This is a genomic window from Azospirillum sp. UENF 112521 (genome assembly GCF_058780665.1).
In genome coordinates this window covers 111,615-126,442 of sequence record NZ_JBSNCI010000004.1, presented here as the reverse complement: position 1 = coordinate 126,442, position 14,828 = coordinate 111,615, and the positions used below count along the sequence as shown (strand labels likewise).

The 14,828-nt window shown below is 66.9% G+C and carries 14 protein-coding genes; 7 read left to right on the top strand and 7 right to left on the bottom strand.

The window, feature by feature from the left end; all coding sequences use genetic code 11:
* Nucleotides 1–227 precede the first annotated feature (227 nt).
* Nucleotides 228–1,226: an NAD(P)H-quinone oxidoreductase gene (locus tag ACWPN8_RS21295; protein ID WP_492242190.1), complete on the top strand. Its 999-nt coding sequence runs from the start codon at nucleotides 228–230 to the stop codon at nucleotides 1,224–1,226.
* A 75-nt stretch (nucleotides 1,227–1,301) separates the two neighbouring features.
* Here the strand turns inward: ACWPN8_RS21295 and ACWPN8_RS21290 are convergent, their stop codons facing one another.
* From ACWPN8_RS21290 to ACWPN8_RS21280, 3 genes are all read right to left on the bottom strand, one after another.
* Nucleotides 1,302–2,768 carry a hypothetical protein gene (locus ACWPN8_RS21290; protein WP_492242189.1) on the bottom strand — a complete coding sequence of 489 codons (1,467 nt, stop codon included), beginning with the start codon at nucleotides 2,766–2,768 and terminating at the stop codon, nucleotides 1,302–1,304.
* A 12-nt stretch (nucleotides 2,769–2,780) separates the two neighbouring features.
* Nucleotides 2,781–3,386 carry a BON domain-containing protein gene (locus ACWPN8_RS21285; protein WP_492242188.1) on the bottom strand — a complete coding sequence of 202 codons (606 nt, stop codon included), beginning with the start codon at nucleotides 3,384–3,386 and terminating at the stop codon, nucleotides 2,781–2,783.
* Nucleotides 3,387–3,608: 222 nt separating this feature from the next.
* Nucleotides 3,609–4,451 (bottom strand): N-acetylmuramoyl-L-alanine amidase family protein, encoded by an 843-nt coding sequence (locus tag ACWPN8_RS21280; RefSeq protein ID WP_492242187.1) that lies wholly within the window; start codon nucleotides 4,449–4,451, stop codon nucleotides 3,609–3,611.
* A gap of 257 nt (nucleotides 4,452–4,708) precedes the next feature.
* Here ACWPN8_RS21280 and ACWPN8_RS21275 point away from each other — a divergent pair, with 257 nt between their 5' ends.
* On the top strand, nucleotides 4,709–4,876 hold the full coding sequence (locus ACWPN8_RS21275) for a hypothetical protein (RefSeq protein WP_199235334.1): 168 nt from the start codon (nucleotides 4,709–4,711) through the stop codon (nucleotides 4,874–4,876).
* 155 nt (nucleotides 4,877–5,031) lie between these two features.
* Here ACWPN8_RS21275 and ACWPN8_RS21270 read toward each other — a convergent pair whose 3' ends face one another.
* Nucleotides 5,032–5,418: a hypothetical protein gene (locus ACWPN8_RS21270; protein ID WP_492242186.1), complete on the bottom strand. Its 387-nt coding sequence runs from the start codon at nucleotides 5,416–5,418 to the stop codon at nucleotides 5,032–5,034.
* 223 nt (nucleotides 5,419–5,641) lie between these two features.
* Here ACWPN8_RS21270 and purU point away from each other — a divergent pair, with 223 nt between their 5' ends.
* Nucleotides 5,642–6,508, top strand: coding sequence for a formyltetrahydrofolate deformylase (purU, locus tag ACWPN8_RS21265; protein ID WP_109449702.1), 867 nt, complete (start codon nucleotides 5,642–5,644; stop codon nucleotides 6,506–6,508).
* A gap of 28 nt (nucleotides 6,509–6,536) precedes the next feature.
* Here the strand turns inward: purU and ACWPN8_RS21260 are convergent, their stop codons facing one another.
* A complete protein-coding gene (locus ACWPN8_RS21260; RefSeq protein ID WP_109449705.1) occupies nucleotides 6,537–7,340 on the bottom strand; it encodes a response regulator in 804 nt (267 codons plus the stop codon).
* 947 nt (nucleotides 7,341–8,287) lie between these two features.
* On the opposite strand from ACWPN8_RS21260, the gene ACWPN8_RS21255 reads away from it, so the two are divergent.
* From ACWPN8_RS21255 to ACWPN8_RS21245, 3 genes are all read left to right on the top strand, one after another.
* Nucleotides 8,288–8,791 carry a hypothetical protein gene (locus ACWPN8_RS21255; protein WP_109449707.1) on the top strand — a complete coding sequence of 168 codons (504 nt, stop codon included), beginning with the start codon at nucleotides 8,288–8,290 and terminating at the stop codon, nucleotides 8,789–8,791.
* 355 nt (nucleotides 8,792–9,146) lie between these two features.
* A complete protein-coding gene (locus ACWPN8_RS21250; protein WP_492242185.1) occupies nucleotides 9,147–10,391 on the top strand; it encodes an AMP-binding protein in 1,245 nt (414 codons plus the stop codon).
* Nucleotides 10,316–10,780: an AMP-binding enzyme gene (locus ACWPN8_RS21245; RefSeq protein WP_492242184.1), complete on the top strand. Its 465-nt coding sequence runs from the start codon at nucleotides 10,316–10,318 to the stop codon at nucleotides 10,778–10,780. Before ACWPN8_RS21250 ends, ACWPN8_RS21245 begins: the two co-directional genes overlap by 76 nt.
* Nucleotides 10,781–10,785: 5 nt before the next feature.
* Here the strand turns inward: ACWPN8_RS21245 and ACWPN8_RS21240 are convergent, their stop codons facing one another.
* Entirely contained in the window at nucleotides 10,786–11,649 is an 864-nt protein-coding gene (locus ACWPN8_RS21240) for a ChbG/HpnK family deacetylase (RefSeq protein ID WP_492242183.1), read from the bottom strand.
* 86 nt (nucleotides 11,650–11,735) lie between these two features.
* Nucleotides 11,736–12,686, bottom strand: coding sequence for a DMT family transporter (locus ACWPN8_RS21235; protein ID WP_492242182.1), 951 nt, complete (start codon nucleotides 12,684–12,686; stop codon nucleotides 11,736–11,738).
* Nucleotides 12,687–13,084: 398 nt separating this feature from the next.
* Here ACWPN8_RS21235 and ACWPN8_RS21230 point away from each other — a divergent pair, with 398 nt between their 5' ends.
* Nucleotides 13,085–14,683, top strand: coding sequence for an ABC transporter substrate-binding protein (locus tag ACWPN8_RS21230; protein ID WP_109449711.1), 1,599 nt, complete (start codon nucleotides 13,085–13,087; stop codon nucleotides 14,681–14,683).
* Nucleotides 14,684–14,828: the final 145 nt, after the last annotated feature.

Here is a 14,828-nt window from a genome sequence, read left to right as displayed (position 1 = left end):
GTGCGATTGTCTGTCTCGGGAAAGGCGTTCCTTTCTCATCGGGCGGATGTGTTGTTTTGCATGTTCGCGCTTCTCTCGGAGACTGGCCGTGCTGTGTGCAGCACGGCCATTTTTTTGACTTTTCCGCAGGGCGAAATCGGATCCATCGCCGCGTGGACTGGCCGTCCGCCGCGACGACACAGTGCCCCCCAAATCTTTCACAAGAACAGGGCAGGGGAGTGATCCGAATGGCAAACTCAAGACTGATGACGGCAATCGAGGTGAGCCAGCCCGGCAAGCCGGAGGTGCTGGTCCCGGCGCGCCGCCCGGTTCCCGATCCCGCACCCGGCGAGATCCGCATCGCCGTCCAGGCCGCCGGCGTCAACCGGCCGGACGTGCTCCAGCGGCTCGGCAAGTACAACCCGCCGCCGGGCATCACCGACATCCCCGGCCTGGAGGTCGCCGGCATTGTCGATGCGCTGGGCGAGGGGGTGGAGGGCTGGCGCATCGGCGATCCGGTCTGCGCCCTGCTGGCCGGCGGCGGCTATGCCGAGTATTGCGTGGTGCCGGCGGCGCAATGCCTGCCGATCCCCGACGGCCTGTCGATGGCCGAGGCGGCGGCCCTGCCGGAAACCTTCTTCACCGTCTGGTCGAACGTGTTCGAGCGCGGCGCGCTCCAGCCCGGCGAGGCGCTGCTGGTCCATGGCGGCACGTCGGGCATCGGCACCACGGCGATCCAGTTGGGAGCGGCCTTCGGCGCGCGGGTCTTCGCCACCGCCCGCGGGGCGGAGAAATGCGCTGCCTGCGTCCGGCTGGGTGCCGAACGCGCCATCGACTATGCCGAGGAGGATTTCGTCGCGGTGGTCAAGGAAGTGACCGGCGGTGTCGGCGTCAATGTGGTGCTGGACATCGTCGGCGGCGATTACGTCGCCCGCAGCATCGACGCTCTGGCGGTCGAGGGCCGCTATGTCTGCATCGGCTTCGTCCGGGGGGCGACGGCCAATGTGAACTTCTTCCCCGTCATGACCAAGCGGCTGGTGCTGACCGGCTCGACCCTGCGGGCGCGGCCCATCGCCTACAAGCAGGCGGTGGCCGAACAGTTGAAGGCCCGCGTCTGGCCGCTGGTGGCCGCCGGCACGGTCAAGCCGGTCGTCCACGAGGTCTTCCCGCTCGCACAAGCCGCCGACGCCCACCGGCTGATGGAAAGCAACCAGCATGTCGGCAAGCTGGTGCTGGCGGTGGGGTGAGCGGAAGCTCTCTCAGATCCAGCAATCCCCTCTCCCCCCTGGGGAGAGGGGGAATCTCAAGAGGTCGCTGCACCCTCAATCCAGCATCGGCAGTCCGGTCTCGATGCGGACCAGCGCGGCCAGCAGCGGGGCGCCGATGTCGCGGCGGACGAAGTTGCTGGCCTTCTCCGCCGCGTTGATCGCCAGCTGGAAGGTCCGGCGCCAGCGGTCGTCGTTGTAGAAGGCCTTCTCCGCCTTGGCCCGCTGCGCCAGCAGGCCGGGGCGGCGGCCGGCGGCCTCGTCAGTCAGCTTGTTCAGGCGGTTCATGAGGTCGTTGGCGATGGCCGGCTCGCCGCGCTTCATCGCCGCCTCGATCAACTCGGCATAGGCCTCGCCGCGGGTGTCGATGTCCGCCACCTGATCGGCGTAGGCGACCGCCATGCCCGCCTCGCCGCGCTTGGCCAGCCGCCCCAGCACCGCCGGGATGGTCCAGGGATTCTCGTCCTGCACGGTGCTGAGCAGGCCCAGCGCCAGCTTCGGCTCGCCGATGTCGGCTGCCGCCACCGCCAGTTCCGGCGGGCAGCAGTCGCCGCGGGTTTCCTTGAACTTGGAGAACTGCGTCTCGACCGTGTTCAGGAACAGGGTGCGGGCCTGCGCCTCCTTGCCGGCGCGCAGCAGCGTCTGGGCGACCAGCCCCAGCTCCCAGGCGCAATTGTGGCTGGAGGCATAGCTCTTGGCCTCGTCGGCCAGCGCGTTGGTCAGGCCGCTGTCGCCGCGCCACGCCGCCGCCTTGGCGATGTCGGCGATGTTGTAGATGCGGGTCGAGCAGTCGTTGATCTGCCGGGTGATGTCGAGTGCCAGCGGCGACTGCCCCATCAGCGACAGGGCGCGGGCGACGAACAGATCCTGGCCGGAGCTGTCGGCGACGCCGCCGCGGCGGACCGCGCTGACGAAGGGCGCCATGATCTCCTTGGCGCGGCCGGTGTCGCCCAGCTGCTGGTAGGCGACGGCCAGCGACAGCCAGTCCCAGCGCGCCGCGTTGATCGGCGTCTCAACCGGCGGCAGCATCTCGCCGATGCGGTGGAGGAAGCACAGGCTGTTGAGCTGGTCGTTGCAGACCAGCGCGCGGATGCGCGAGCGGAATTCGTAGAAGTCGAAATCGCCGACGAACTGGTTGGTGACGAGCTGAACCGCCAGCGGGCTGTCGGGATACTTCGTCACGATGTCGTTGAACAGCTTGTCCGCCTCCTTCAGCAGGCGGCCCTCCTCGGCGACGTCATAGGTGTTGTCGGCCTGACGGATCAGCTGCAAGGCCTGGACGAACAGGCGGTTGGCCGGGCCCGGCGTGCCGGCGGCCGGGTTGTCCGCCCCGCCGCCGTCCTGGTCCAGCGCCAGCACGGTCTGCTTCGCCCCATCCGGTTGCCCGGCCATGTCCTGTGCGGCCTGTACCGCCGCGTCCTGCGCCGGAGCGGGACCGGCCGCGAACGCCGCCGGCAGGCTCAAGGCTGCGGCGACGGCTGCGGTGCGGAGAACGGCGAGGACACGGGATAGGGCGGAGGCCATGGCGGTCGGGGTTCAACCCTGGATGTTTGGGTTCGGGAGCAGACGGACGTAGCTGACGACGCGTTGGACGTTGGGCACCGACCGGGCGTGCTGGAGCGCGCGGTCCAGCTCTTCCTGTGACGCCGCGACACCCATCAGATAGACAACGCCATCGACGGTATCGATGCTGTAGTTCTGGCTATGAATATCCGCATCGAAGGTGATGCGGCTGCGGATCTGGGTCGAAATCCAGGTGTCGCGGGCGGTGTCCAGGATGCTGGACCCGTTGTCGATCTGGATTTCGTTGATGACTTCCTTCACGCCCTGCGCCTGCCAGACGAGGCGCACCGCGTCGAGCCGCATCTGCGCGTCGGCGGCGCGGCCGGTCAGCAGGACGCGGCCCTGATCGACGGTCAGCCCGATGCGGTTGGTCAGGTCGATGGAATGCTGCAGCCACAGCGAGTTGATGCGGGCGCGGATTTCCGTGTCGCTGACGAAGCCGCCGAAGCCGCGCTCCTGCGTTGCCACGACGGCGGTCCCGCCCGCGGCACCCAGCACCAGCGGCCCGCAGCCGGCCAGCGAGACACCGGCGGTGCAGGCGAGCGCGAAGACTGTCCAAAGGCGGCTCGAACCCGTCACAGTGTGCCTCCCTTCGCCTGCGTGGCCAGCGCCGGGCGGAATCGGCGCGCGGCCGGAAAAAGTCACGGCGGAACGGTCTTTGCAATGGGGAAATTCGAGGCTTTCACCAGTCATCGTCACTTTGTCCCGATGTGATGCACGGATGTTGCAGTCGCTGCGAGTGCGAAGGAGTGGCCGCGGCAGAAAATCCGCCGCAGCGCCTCATGCAGTTTCGGTGTGAAATCAGGCGAAAGCTGGGCTGGAAAGCACGCCGGCGATTTCACGGGCCAGGACGCGGGAAACCACCCGCCGGGCGGTCGCGTCGCGCAGGATTTCCTCGTCCCTGGGATTGGACAGGAAACCGGTTTCCACCAGAACCGACGGCACGTCCGGCGCCTTCAGCACCGCGAAATTGGCCGCCCGCATCGGGTTCTCGAGCAGGCGCAGCTCCTTGCCCGCCCCCTCCACCAGGATCTGGCGGGCGGCCAGCGAGGCATGGCGGGTGTGGCGCGCCGTCAGGTCCATCAGGATGTCCTTGACGATCCGGCCGCCGCCGACCGCCCCCGGCTTGCCGAAGCGGTCGGCTTGGTTCTCCTGCTGGGCGAGGCGGGAGGCGAAGGAGTCCGATGCCTTTTCCGACAGGATGTAGGCGGACAGGCCGCGGGCGTCCGCATTGGGGGCGCTGTCGGCGTGGATCGACACGAACAGGTCGGCCCCGGCCTCGCGCGTCAGCGCAACCCGGTCGTCCAGCGCCAGGAAGCGGTCGTCCCGCCGCGTCAGCCTGGCGGCGACGCCATGCCGCTCCGCCAGGATGCGCGCCACGTCGCGGGCGATGTCCAGCGTCACCTCCTTCTCGAAGGTGCCGCGGGTGCCGATGGCGCCGGGATCGTTGCCGCCATGGCCGGGATCGAGCATCACCAGCCGCGACCGCGACGATGTGCCGCCGGCCGGTTTGCGGTCGGGCTGCCGGCCCGACGCCTGGGCGCTGCCCGAACCCAACGGCTGGGCCAGCGCCAGGCCGGCGGCGCCGAAGGCGGTTAACCAAAGCTTGCTGAGCCCGAGCCCAAGCAGCTGTCGTCGATCCATGGCCAAAAATACCGTGCTGCAAAGGAGGGAAGTCATCGGCACCAAGCCGTGCCATCCGTTCATCTAGCCTGAATCATTAACCAATGCGGCGGCGCAAAAGTATTGTCAAGGCCGGCCAGATTACCGTTTCTGAATATTTGTGGGCATTCGGTAACCGGCGCAGACTTGACGTGCCGAGGATTCGACAGAGGTCATTGGTTGCTTGAAGGCGAATTGAAAAAGCGCTAAAATTTTAGCGATCAGCTCGGGAGGTGTCGATGTTGAGGAAAGCACTGTTCAACATCATCCGGCAAGAGCAGCGCGATATCGAGGACAAGCTCGAACGCGAAGAGCAGCAGCAGAGTCCTGACGTCCGCCGGATCGTCGGCCTGCAACAGGAGGCCACCAGCCTGCGTCGTGAGTTGGAACATTTCCACGACGTCTGACCCCGGCCACGGCTTTGGCCGACCGGCGTCTTTTGGATAGGTCGCCACTGAATTTTGTGACCGACGGGTCGCGCCCCCTTCTCCGCCGGATCGCGGGGAAGGGGATTTTTGTTTCCGAGTCTTGTTTCCAGGGAAAAGGGCGAAACCCCGGCGTCTTACCCCAGCTTGGCGTATCCGCGTTCGATCACCCGCTCCGCGGCCTCGTAAACCGCCAGCATCTGCTCGTAGGCCGCGCGCAGGCGGGCGAGGTCCGCGACGGCGGCAGCGTCCGGGTGGCGGGACTCCGTCATCTTCAGGCCGGCACGGATATAGTCGGCGCGCAGTTCCGCCACCCGCACCGCCATCCGCAGGAAGGAGTCGCGGTTGAGGTTCGGCAATTCGCGGCCGATGACCTCGCAGTTGGCTTCCAGGATCGCGGCATCCATGTTTTCCAGAAAATGGCGGATGCGCTGGCTGCGGCTGCTGTCGGCGGCATCCGCCGTCATCAGCTTGTCGACCTTGCCCTTGGTGTATTCACCGATGATCTTGCCGCCGGATGCCATGGTCGACCCCGTCTTCCTCCGCCGGCCTGGCCCGGCCGCCGTCGCCGATTGTCGCACCGCCGGTCCGGCGATTCCAGAGCGGTGTGGACCGCCCGGCATCGGCGGCACACGCGCTTGACGGTACAGCCATGTGCACAGTCGCTCATGAAGCGGGTGCAACATCGCGGCGTTCGTGCTAGGGAAGCCTCCCCCTTTTCTTGCTGTACGCCATGGTGGACGCGCGATGTCTGAGACCGGCTCCGACTATATCCTCACCGTTTCCTGCCCCGACACCGTCGGCATCGTCTTCGCGGTGTCCGGCTTCCTGGCGGAGCGGAGCTGCAACATCATCGACAGCGCGCAGTTCGGCGACCGCATTTCCGGCCTGTTCTTCATGCGCGTCAGCTTCAACGGCAACCCGGCCGGGCAGACCAAGGCGCAGCTGGAAGCAGACTTTGCGGCGCAGGTGGCCGAGCGCTTCGGCATGACCTGGAAGATCCACGACGCCCGGCGCCGCCCGCGCGTGCTGATCATGGTGTCGAAGTTCGGCCACTGCCTGAACGACCTTCTGTACCGCTACCGCACCGGCTATCTGCCGATCGAGATCCCAGCCATCGTCTCCAACCACCGCGATTTCTATCAGCTGGCGGCGTGGCACAACATCCCGTTCCACCATCTGCCGGTCGCGTCCGACAACAAGGCGCAGCAGGAAGCCCGCCTGCTGGAGATCGTCGACGAGGAGAAAATCGACCTCGTGGTGCTCGCCCGCTACATGCAGGTGCTGTCCGGCGCGCTGTGCGAGCGGATGGCCGGCCGGGTGATCAACATTCACCACAGCTTCCTGCCCAGCTTCAAGGGCGCCAAGCCCTACCACCAGGCCCATGCCCGTGGCGTGAAGCTGATCGGCGCCACCGCGCACTATGTCACGTCCAACCTCGACGAAGGCCCGATCATCGAGCAGGAGGCGGAGCGTGTCGACCATACGATGACGCCCGACGACCTGGTGGCCATCGGGCGTGATATCGAGAACATCGTGCTGGCCCGTGCCGTCCGCTACCACGTGGAGCATCGTGTGCTGCTGAACGGCAACAAGACGGTGGTCTTCCGCTAAAGCCTCCCGAGTGAAGCGGTGCCGCCCCTCAATGGGGCTGCGCCGCCTCGCGGGCATCTTCCGGCTGCGGCATGAACACGGCCCGCGTGATCGCCTGTTCGATCTGGTCGCGGGTGAAGGGCTTCGGAATCACCGGGCCCAGATGCTCCAGCCCGTGCTTGGCCAGATCGTCCGGGAAGGCGGTGACGAAGATCACCGGCAGGAAGCGGCGGGCCCGCAGCTCGCGCGCCACTTCCAGCCCGTTGTCGCCGTCGGCCAGCCGGATGTCCATCAGGGCCAGCGTCGGCCGGTGTTCCGCCGCCAGCGACAGCGCCTCGTCCATCGTCGCCGCGTTGCCGCAGACGATGTGGCCCATGCCGCGCACCGTTTCCGCCAGATCGTAGGCGATGATGGCGTCGTCCTCGACGATCAGGATGGTGGCGGTCAGCCGGGCACGGACACGCTCGCGGGCGTGGGTCAGCCGCTCCATCGCATCTTCCGGGGCGATGCCCAGAACGGCGGCGGCCTCGCCGACCGGCAGATCCTCCAGATTGACCAGCAGGTAGAGCCGGCGGTCGGTCTCCGCCAGCGTCATCAGCGCCGATTCCACCGGATGATAGGGCGCGACCGCGGGGGGCGAGCCGTCTTCGTCCTGCAGTTTGTGCAGATGGCGATAGAGCGGGCCGCGCGACGTGTCGTCGCCACGGCCGTTCTCAGCCTCGTCCGCCTCCAGATACCATTCCAGGGTGCGGGTCACCAAGGCGTCCCCCCGCCCGTTCGTCCCGGTCAGCGCGCGGGCGTAACGGCGCAGGTAGGGCAAATGCTGCATGAAGTGACCGGTGTACTGCTCCATCTCTCTCCCCGTGCCTTTCTGCGGCGCGTGTTCCTGGCATCCACCCGATATGCCGTTTCCGGGATCCCGGATACGGCCGGTGCAACTCGATCTCTTCCGGGCGCCTGTTCCCGGTCCGCATGTCCGGCGCTGAAATCCGGCGACCGGACCGCCTGGGCGGCCCTGCCGGGGATCACGACGCCATCGCCGCTGCTTCGATCAGCAGACTGACTCATCCCGAGCTGCAGCGGTGGAGTTCATATGGCGCAGTCCGCGGCCTAACGGGAGTGAACCCGAAAGATTTATTCGAGATACCGACAACGGGTTACTCAGTATGCATAATATGAAGCAAGGCCGGATGTCGCCCGCCCGGCCTTGCGGGCGGCCTATGACCGGCATGGCATTAGGGATGCCGGAGGGGCGGACTTAACCGTTCGGAAAGGCTTACAAGCCCACTCTGTCTTTGCCCTCCGGCATCGGTCTTTCCGCTGCCGTGCGAGGGCGAGGCGAGTGTTCCCGATCCTCGTGCGCGCCGGCCAACCCCCAGGCCGGCGCGTTTTTCTTGTTCGCCAAGGCAGCGATTCAAACCGCCGACCGTCCCCCTTGGGAACCAACCGTCAGCGGCGGTGTTGGGATCGGCATGGTGTGATTCCTCCCTGAACCGCCAATCCTAGTCGCCGCCGGGCGCCGCCGCGACATCACGCGGGTGGCGCCGGCGGCGAATTTTTATCTGCCAAGATAACGGCCATGTCGCCGCCTCGCTTCTGTCAATCGGGGACTTTCACAAGCCGGCGCTTGCAACGCGTTTAATCCAACGTTAAGGACATCGGCACACGGTTGGGGCATGGCGTCTTTGGGCGCGCCCTCCGTTTCAAGGCCGGCGGACCTGTGCCGGCCGGGGTATCGCGTGGGCTGCCGCATCGGGTCCGGGTTTGTGCATGGAAGACCAAGAGTTGGATCGGTCCCTGATGGACGGCATTCCGCCGGATGAGCTGGCCGACTTCGCCCGGTGGCGGGAGCGCGTGCGCGGCACGAACATTTCCGAAAAGACGCTGCTGGCGACCGACTATCTCAATCACTTCAACGAAATCGTGATGCTGATCGAGATGATCCCGGACATGCCGGACATGCTGGAGGAATGCCGCATCTGGCAGCCCAAGAGCTATGCCGAGCATTTCCGCGACAGCGGCTTCTCCGACAAGGAGCTGGCGATCGAGGCCTACGGCCATGTGCCGTCCAAGTTCCTCCGCCCTTTCGAGGACACCATCGCCCAGGCCCATCAGGTGATCGCCCACACGCTGGAGCGGATCGGCACCGACATCGACAGCGGCGATCCCGACAAGCTGCGGGTGGACTGCCAGACCTCCGTCGCGATGATCCACCGCATCATCCAGATCGCCAACGGCATCATCCACGGCACCGCCCATGTGATGGAGCAGGGCGAGATCGATCTTTACCTGCAGAACGGCTGACGATCGGTACGCCGACCCGTACTTTCGTTCCAAATCATGCGTCTTACCAACGAAAAACTGGCCTTTTCAGTCACTTGCCCCGGCACGAATGGCGATTGATGGTGCACCCACCATTCGTTCGTTGCATGGCTCACTTGCTCCCCCTGGCACTATAGTCGGATCATAAAAGATAAGACGGAGGCGTGTTCATGCGTCCTCTGCGGGGGGAGATGGAGCATTGCCCATGAAGGGATGCGCATTCGCGCCGGCCGATGGCATGGCCGTGTCTGAACCGCGCGTGTGGCGGCCGGGTCCGCCCACCGATCACGCCGGCCCCATTCTTCCCGTCCTGCAACGGGGGGAGATGACGCAGCGCATGACGCCATCCGGACATTTGGACAGCTTCACCCGTGACCGGCTGCCGGCACCGTCACAGCGCCCCGACCTGATTCTCGACCGTCCGGAACTCCAGTATCCGCAGCGCCTCAACGCGGTCTCCGTCCTGATCGACGGCTGGCGCGAGCGCGGCTGGGACGGCCGCCCCTGCCTGATCGGCGGCGACGGCGAGGTCTGGAGCTATGGCCGGATGCGCGACACCGTCGACCGCATCGCCCGCGTGCTGACCGAGGATTACGGGCTGGTCACCGGCAACCGCGTCCTGCTGCGCGGCCCCAACACGCCGATGCTGGCCGCCTGCTGGCTGGCGGTGATCAAGGCCGGCGGGGTGCTGGTGCCGACCATGCCGCTGCTGCGCGCGCCCGAGCTGGCCGACGTGCTGAAGCGCGCCTCCATCGACATGGCGCTGTGCGACACGCATTTCCTCGACGATCTGGAAGAGGCGGCGCTGCCCTCGCTGCGCATCGTCGGCTTCCGCGACGGCGAGCTGGAACACCGCATCGCCACCAAGCCGCCCGGCTTCGAGGCCGCCGACACGGCGCAGGACGACGTGGCGCTGATCGCCTTCACCTCCGGCACCACCGGCACGCCGAAGGCCGCCGCCCATCTGCACCGCCATCTGCTGGCGATTTCCGACCTGTCGCCGCGCTCCGTGCTGGGGACGACGGCCGAGGATGTGTTCTGCGGCTCGCCGACGCTGGCCTTCGCCTACGGGCTGGGCGGGCTGCTGCTGTTCCCGCTGCGCATCGGCGCCTCGGTGATCCTGCTGGAGCGCGGGACCGCCGACCGGCTGATCGAGGCTGCCACCCGCCACAAGGCGACGGTGATGTTCACCGTGCCGACCGTCTATCGCGGCATGATCGGCCGCATGGCCGCCGACCCGGCGCTGGCGAAGGGGCTGTCCGGCCTGCGCCTCTGCATCTCGGCCGGAGAGCCGCTGCCGCAGCAGACCTTCGAGGGCTGGCGCGACGCCACCGGGCTTGAAATCCTCGACAGCCTGGGCACCACCGAGCTGCTGAACGCCGTGCTGCATGCCGTGCCCGGCAATGTGCGCCCGGGCTCCACCGGCAAGCCGGTGCCGGGCTATGAGGCGATGGTGGTGGACGACCAGTTCCGCCGGCTTCCCCCGGTCAGGTCGGCCGGCTGGCGGTGCGCGGGGCGACCGGCTGCCTCTATCTCGACGACCCGCGCCAGGAAAGCTATGTCCAGCAGGGCTGGAACCTGACCGGCGACGCCTTCCACGTCGATGAGGACGGCTTCTTCTGGTACCACGCCCGCACCGACGACCTGATCGTCTCGGCCGGCTACAAGATCTCCGGGCTGGAGGTCGAGAACATCCTGCTGAGCCACGACGCGGTGCAGGAATGCGCGGTGATCGCCGCGCCCGATCCGGTGCGCGGCACCATCCCCAAGGCCTTCGTCGTGCTGCGCGACGATGTCCGCCCCGACGAGCGTCTGGCGGAGGAGCTGCAAAGCTTCGTCAAGGACCACATCGCGCCCTACAAGTACCCCCGCGCGGTGGAGTTCCTCGACGCCCTGCCGCGGACGGAGACCGGCAAGGTCCAGCGCTTCAAGCTGCGCCGCCGCGCCTGGCAGCCGGACGAGGCGGAGTAGCGCTCCTAGCGGGAGAAGCCGGCGAAGCGGGTCAGCCGGATGTTGCGCGCCTCCAGCAGGGCGGCGAACTCCGGCCCGCGCAGATAGTCATATTCGGCGCGCCGCGGTTCGACCAGCGTGTCGACGCGGCGCAGCTCATCGTCGGGCAGGCCGGGGTGCACCATCACCAGCGTCCGGCCGCCGATCCCGTCCAGAAAACGGGACATCAGCTCGGCGAAGGGGTGGCTGCCGGCAAAGTCGTAGACTCCGGCGAAGCGGTCGTTGGCCGGGATGCCGCGGTCCCGCACCATGCGCCTCAGCCCGCCGCCCAGCCCGCCGATCAGCAGCGTCTTCGGCACCGCCACGCCCCGGCGCAATACCGCCGCCACCGGCTCGCCGCACAGGCGGACATAAGCGCCGGGCAAGGCGGCCAGCGCCTCCGCCACCGCATCGCGGACGACCGGCAACTGGTGGATGTGCTGGTGGCCGTCGATATAGTCGGGCGGCCCGCCCCAGGCGTCGGTGAAGGCGGCGATCTGGCGCGACAGTTCGTCACGGATCTCCGCCCGTGCCGCCGGCGCGTTCAGCCTCCCGCGATAGGCCCAGCCCATCAGCCGCCCCAGCGGCGGCAGCCGCCCGTCCGGCGCCAGCGTCGGCATCGGTCCCAGCGGCGGCTGGTCGGTCAGGGTGAAATGCAGCCCGACATCCGCCTTGCCCTTCAACTCGCGCAACGCATCCGCCCCGCTGCGCCAGTGCGGGCAGAGGCTCATGACCGAGGTGGCGGTCAGCCGTCCCCGGGCGATCAGGTCGCGGATGGAGGCGTTGACGCCGGGAGCCAGCCCGTAATCGTCGGCGCAGAGCAACAAGTGGGTGGGGGCGGTATCGGTCATGGCCGGACGGGTGCGGGTGGCGAAGGTCCGGCCAAGATGGGAGGGCGGCCCGTGGCGATCAAGCAATACCGGTCCGGCGATGCCGCTCAGGCCGCTTTGCCGGCTGGTTCCGCCGCCGGCTTGCGGGCCTGCAGGGTGGCGAGCATCACGCCGGGCAGCACCAGAAGCACGCCCATCAGATGGAAGCCCTGCAACGGCTCGGACAGCATCAGCCAGGAGGCCAGCGCCGCCCACAGCGGCGACACGTACAGCGCGGTGGAGGCGCGCGCCGCCCCCATCATCACGATGGTCTTCTGATAGGCCAGCAGAGCCAGAACCGAGGCGAACAGTGCCACCGCGACGATCGACAGGACGGTGGAGACGGTGACGGGGACCGGCCGCACCGCCACCGTCTCCCACGCATAGAAGGGCGCCAGCACCAGCACGCCGGCCAGCGCATTGGCGGCGAAGGCGGTGACCACCGGCAGGGGTGTGCCCGATTGCCGCAGCAGGATGGTGTAGACCGACCAGGACACCGCCCCGGTCAGCACCAGCAGGTCGCCGCCGTTGAAGGACAGGTGCCGCAAGGCCTCCAGATCGCCGCGGGTCAGGATCACCAGCACGCCGGCCATCGCCAGCAGGATGCCGAGGATCTGCCGCAGCCGGATGGCGTCGCCCAGCCAGACCGCGGCCAGCGCCAGGATCATCGCCGGGCTGGTGGTATAGATCAGGCTGGCGTTGGTGGCGCTGGTCCGCTCCAGCCCGTAATAGACGATGGCGCCCGAAATCCCCTGGCCCAGCACGCCCAGCAGCAGATAGCGCCGCCATTGCGCCCTCAATCGGTGGCGGTGGGCCAGCAGGCCCGGCAGGGCGAAGGGCAGCACGATCAGGAAGGCGATCAGCCAGCGCCAGAAGGCCAGCCCGATCGGCGGCACCACATGCGCCGCCGCCCGCCCGACCACCGGGTTGGAGGCCAGCAGTGCCGACCCGACGATGTAGAGGCTGTAGGCGGCCAGCGGTCCGGACCGCAGGGAGGACGGCAGAAGCGGAAAGGGCATGCCGGACCGGTATCCGAAAAATGGTTCCATCACAGGTGCAACCCAGCCTAGCATGGGGCTTGCCGCCGGACTTCACGGCGGGTGCGCATGGCAGCCGACCGCCTCCATCGGCTGCGCGCATTTCCCCGGCGACCCACCCGCATGGCCTGATTCGCAGGGGCATGAGGCTGCCGGTTCGGTCAACCGGATGGTTGGCTTTGCAACTGTTTCGTTTTCGGGGGCGAAAATGTATCCATACGGACGTATTGGCGCCACGAATTGTGCTCTGCGCCACGGTATAGCCACGTATGCATGTAGGCGTTGACAGGCGCCTTGGGCACGCGCCAAATGGCGGCGCTATTTCATAGGCGTTCTGGCAAATTTCCATACGCTCCAATCGGAATCGGGAGGCAAGACGAATGAAGCGCATCCTGCTGGGTGCCGGGCTTGGTATGGCCGCGGCGCTGGCGCTGTCGGCGCCGGCCCAGGCGGCGAAGACCCTTGTTTATTGCTCCGAGGGTAGCCCCGAAAACTTCAACCCCATGTTGAACACGACCGGCACCAGCTTCGACGTTGCTCTTCCGGTCTACAACAATCTCGTCCAGTTCGAGCATGGCGGCACCAAGGTCGTTCCCGGCCTGGCGGAATCCTGGACCATCTCCGACGACGGGCTGGTCTACACCTTCAAGCTGCGCGCCGGTGCCAAGTGGCACAGCGTCGGCGATTTCAAGCCGACCCGCGATGCCAACGCCGAAGACGTGATCTTCTCGTTCGAGCGCCAGTGGAAGCCGGATCATCCCTTCCACAAGATCTCCGGCGGCGCCTACGATTACTTCAACGACATGGCGATGCCCAAGTTGTTGAAGTCGATCGAGAAGGTCGACGACCTGACGGTCAAGTTCACGCTGAACGCGGTCGAGGCGCCGTTCCTGGCCAACCTCGCCATGCCGTTCGCCCCGATCATGTCGGCCGAATATGGCGCGATGCTGCTGAAGAAGGGCACGCCGGAGAAGCTGGACCAGGTTCCGGTCGGCACCGGTCCCTTCCAGTTCGTCGCCTACCAGAAGGACGCCGTCATCCGGTACAAGGCGTTCGAGCAGTATTGGGGCGGCAAGCAGCCGCTCGACAACCTCGTCTTCGCGATCACGCCCGATGCGGCGGTTCGTCTGGCCAAGCTGAAGGCCAACGAATGCCAGATCATGCCGTATCCGAATCCGGCCGACATCGACGGCATGAAGAAGGACACCTCCATCGTCGTCCAGGAGCAGGAAGGCCTGAACGTCGGTTACGTCTCCTTCAACGTGACGAAGAAGCCGTTCGACGACGTGCGGGTCCGCCGCGCCGTCAGCATGGCGCTCGACAAGAAGGCGACGGTCGCCGCGGTTTATCAGGCTGCCGGCGTCCCGGCCAAGAACCCGATCCCGCCGACCATGTGGTCGTACAACAACGCCATCGAGGATTATCCCTACGACGTCGAGCGCGCCAAGAAGCTGCTCGCCGACGCGGGCTATCCCAACGGCTTCGAGACCGACCTGTGGGCGATGCCGGTGCAGCGCCCGTACAACCCCAACGCCAAGCGCGTCGCCGAGATGATGCAGGCCGATCTGGCCAAGGTCGGCATCAAGGCGAAGATCGTGCAGTACGAGTGGGGTGAGTACCGCAAGCGGATGCAGCAGGGCGAGCACCAGATGGGCATGCTCGGCTGGACCGGCGACAACGGCGATCCGGACAACTTCCTCTACACCCTTCTGGGTTGCGAGGCTGCGCGTCCGGGCGGCAACAACCTGTCGAAGTGGTGCAACAAGGAGTTCGACGACCTCGTCGTCCAGGCCAAGCGCACCACCGACATCGCCGCGCGCACCAAGCTGTACGAGCAGGCGCAGGTCATCTTCAAGGAAGAGGCCCCGTGGTACACCATCGCCCATTCGGTGGTTTACATGGGCCTCGCCAAGAATGTCGTCGGCTACAAGATGGACCCGTTCGGCATCCATCGCTTCGAAGGCGTCGACCTGAAGTGATGCGTGACGCGCCCCTGCAAAAAGGGGGTGCGGCGCCGGGTGTACCGGGTTGGAGGCCTTGGGGTTCCGCGCCTCCAACCCTTTGAACAGAGTGGCATTCCCAACCCTGCGCAAGCGGGGAAGGGCCGGAGTGGGGGCAGGTGCC

What these genes read in the sequence shown, in the direction of transcription:
- ACWPN8_RS21230 (WP_109449711.1), top strand. Translation starts at nt 13,085, where the DNA reads ATGAAGCGCATCCTGCTGGGTGCCGGGCTTGGTATGGCCGCGGCGCTG.
- ACWPN8_RS21240 (WP_492242183.1), bottom strand. Translation starts at nt 11,649, where the DNA reads ATGACCGATACCGCCCCCACCCACTTGTTGCTCTGCGCCGACGATTAC.
- ACWPN8_RS21290 (WP_492242189.1), bottom strand. Translation starts at nt 2,768, where the DNA reads ATGGCCTCCGCCCTATCCCGTGTCCTCGCCGTTCTCCGCACCGCAGCC.
- ACWPN8_RS21235 (WP_492242182.1), bottom strand. Translation starts at nt 12,686, where the DNA reads ATGCCCTTTCCGCTTCTGCCGTCCTCCCTGCGGTCCGGACCGCTGGCC.
- ACWPN8_RS21275 (WP_199235334.1), top strand. Translation starts at nt 4,709, where the DNA reads ATGTTGAGGAAAGCACTGTTCAACATCATCCGGCAAGAGCAGCGCGAT.
- ACWPN8_RS21255 (WP_109449707.1), top strand. Translation starts at nt 8,288, where the DNA reads ATGGACGGCATTCCGCCGGATGAGCTGGCCGACTTCGCCCGGTGGCGG.
- ACWPN8_RS21250 (WP_492242185.1), top strand. Translation starts at nt 9,147, where the DNA reads ATGACGCCATCCGGACATTTGGACAGCTTCACCCGTGACCGGCTGCCG.
- purU (WP_109449702.1), top strand. Translation starts at nt 5,642, where the DNA reads ATGTCTGAGACCGGCTCCGACTATATCCTCACCGTTTCCTGCCCCGAC.
- ACWPN8_RS21295 (WP_492242190.1), top strand. Translation starts at nt 228, where the DNA reads ATGGCAAACTCAAGACTGATGACGGCAATCGAGGTGAGCCAGCCCGGC.
- ACWPN8_RS21270 (WP_492242186.1), bottom strand. Translation starts at nt 5,418, where the DNA reads ATGGCATCCGGCGGCAAGATCATCGGTGAATACACCAAGGGCAAGGTC.
- ACWPN8_RS21260 (WP_109449705.1), bottom strand. Translation starts at nt 7,340, where the DNA reads ATGGAGCAGTACACCGGTCACTTCATGCAGCATTTGCCCTACCTGCGC.
- ACWPN8_RS21280 (WP_492242187.1), bottom strand. Translation starts at nt 4,451, where the DNA reads ATGGATCGACGACAGCTGCTTGGGCTCGGGCTCAGCAAGCTTTGGTTA.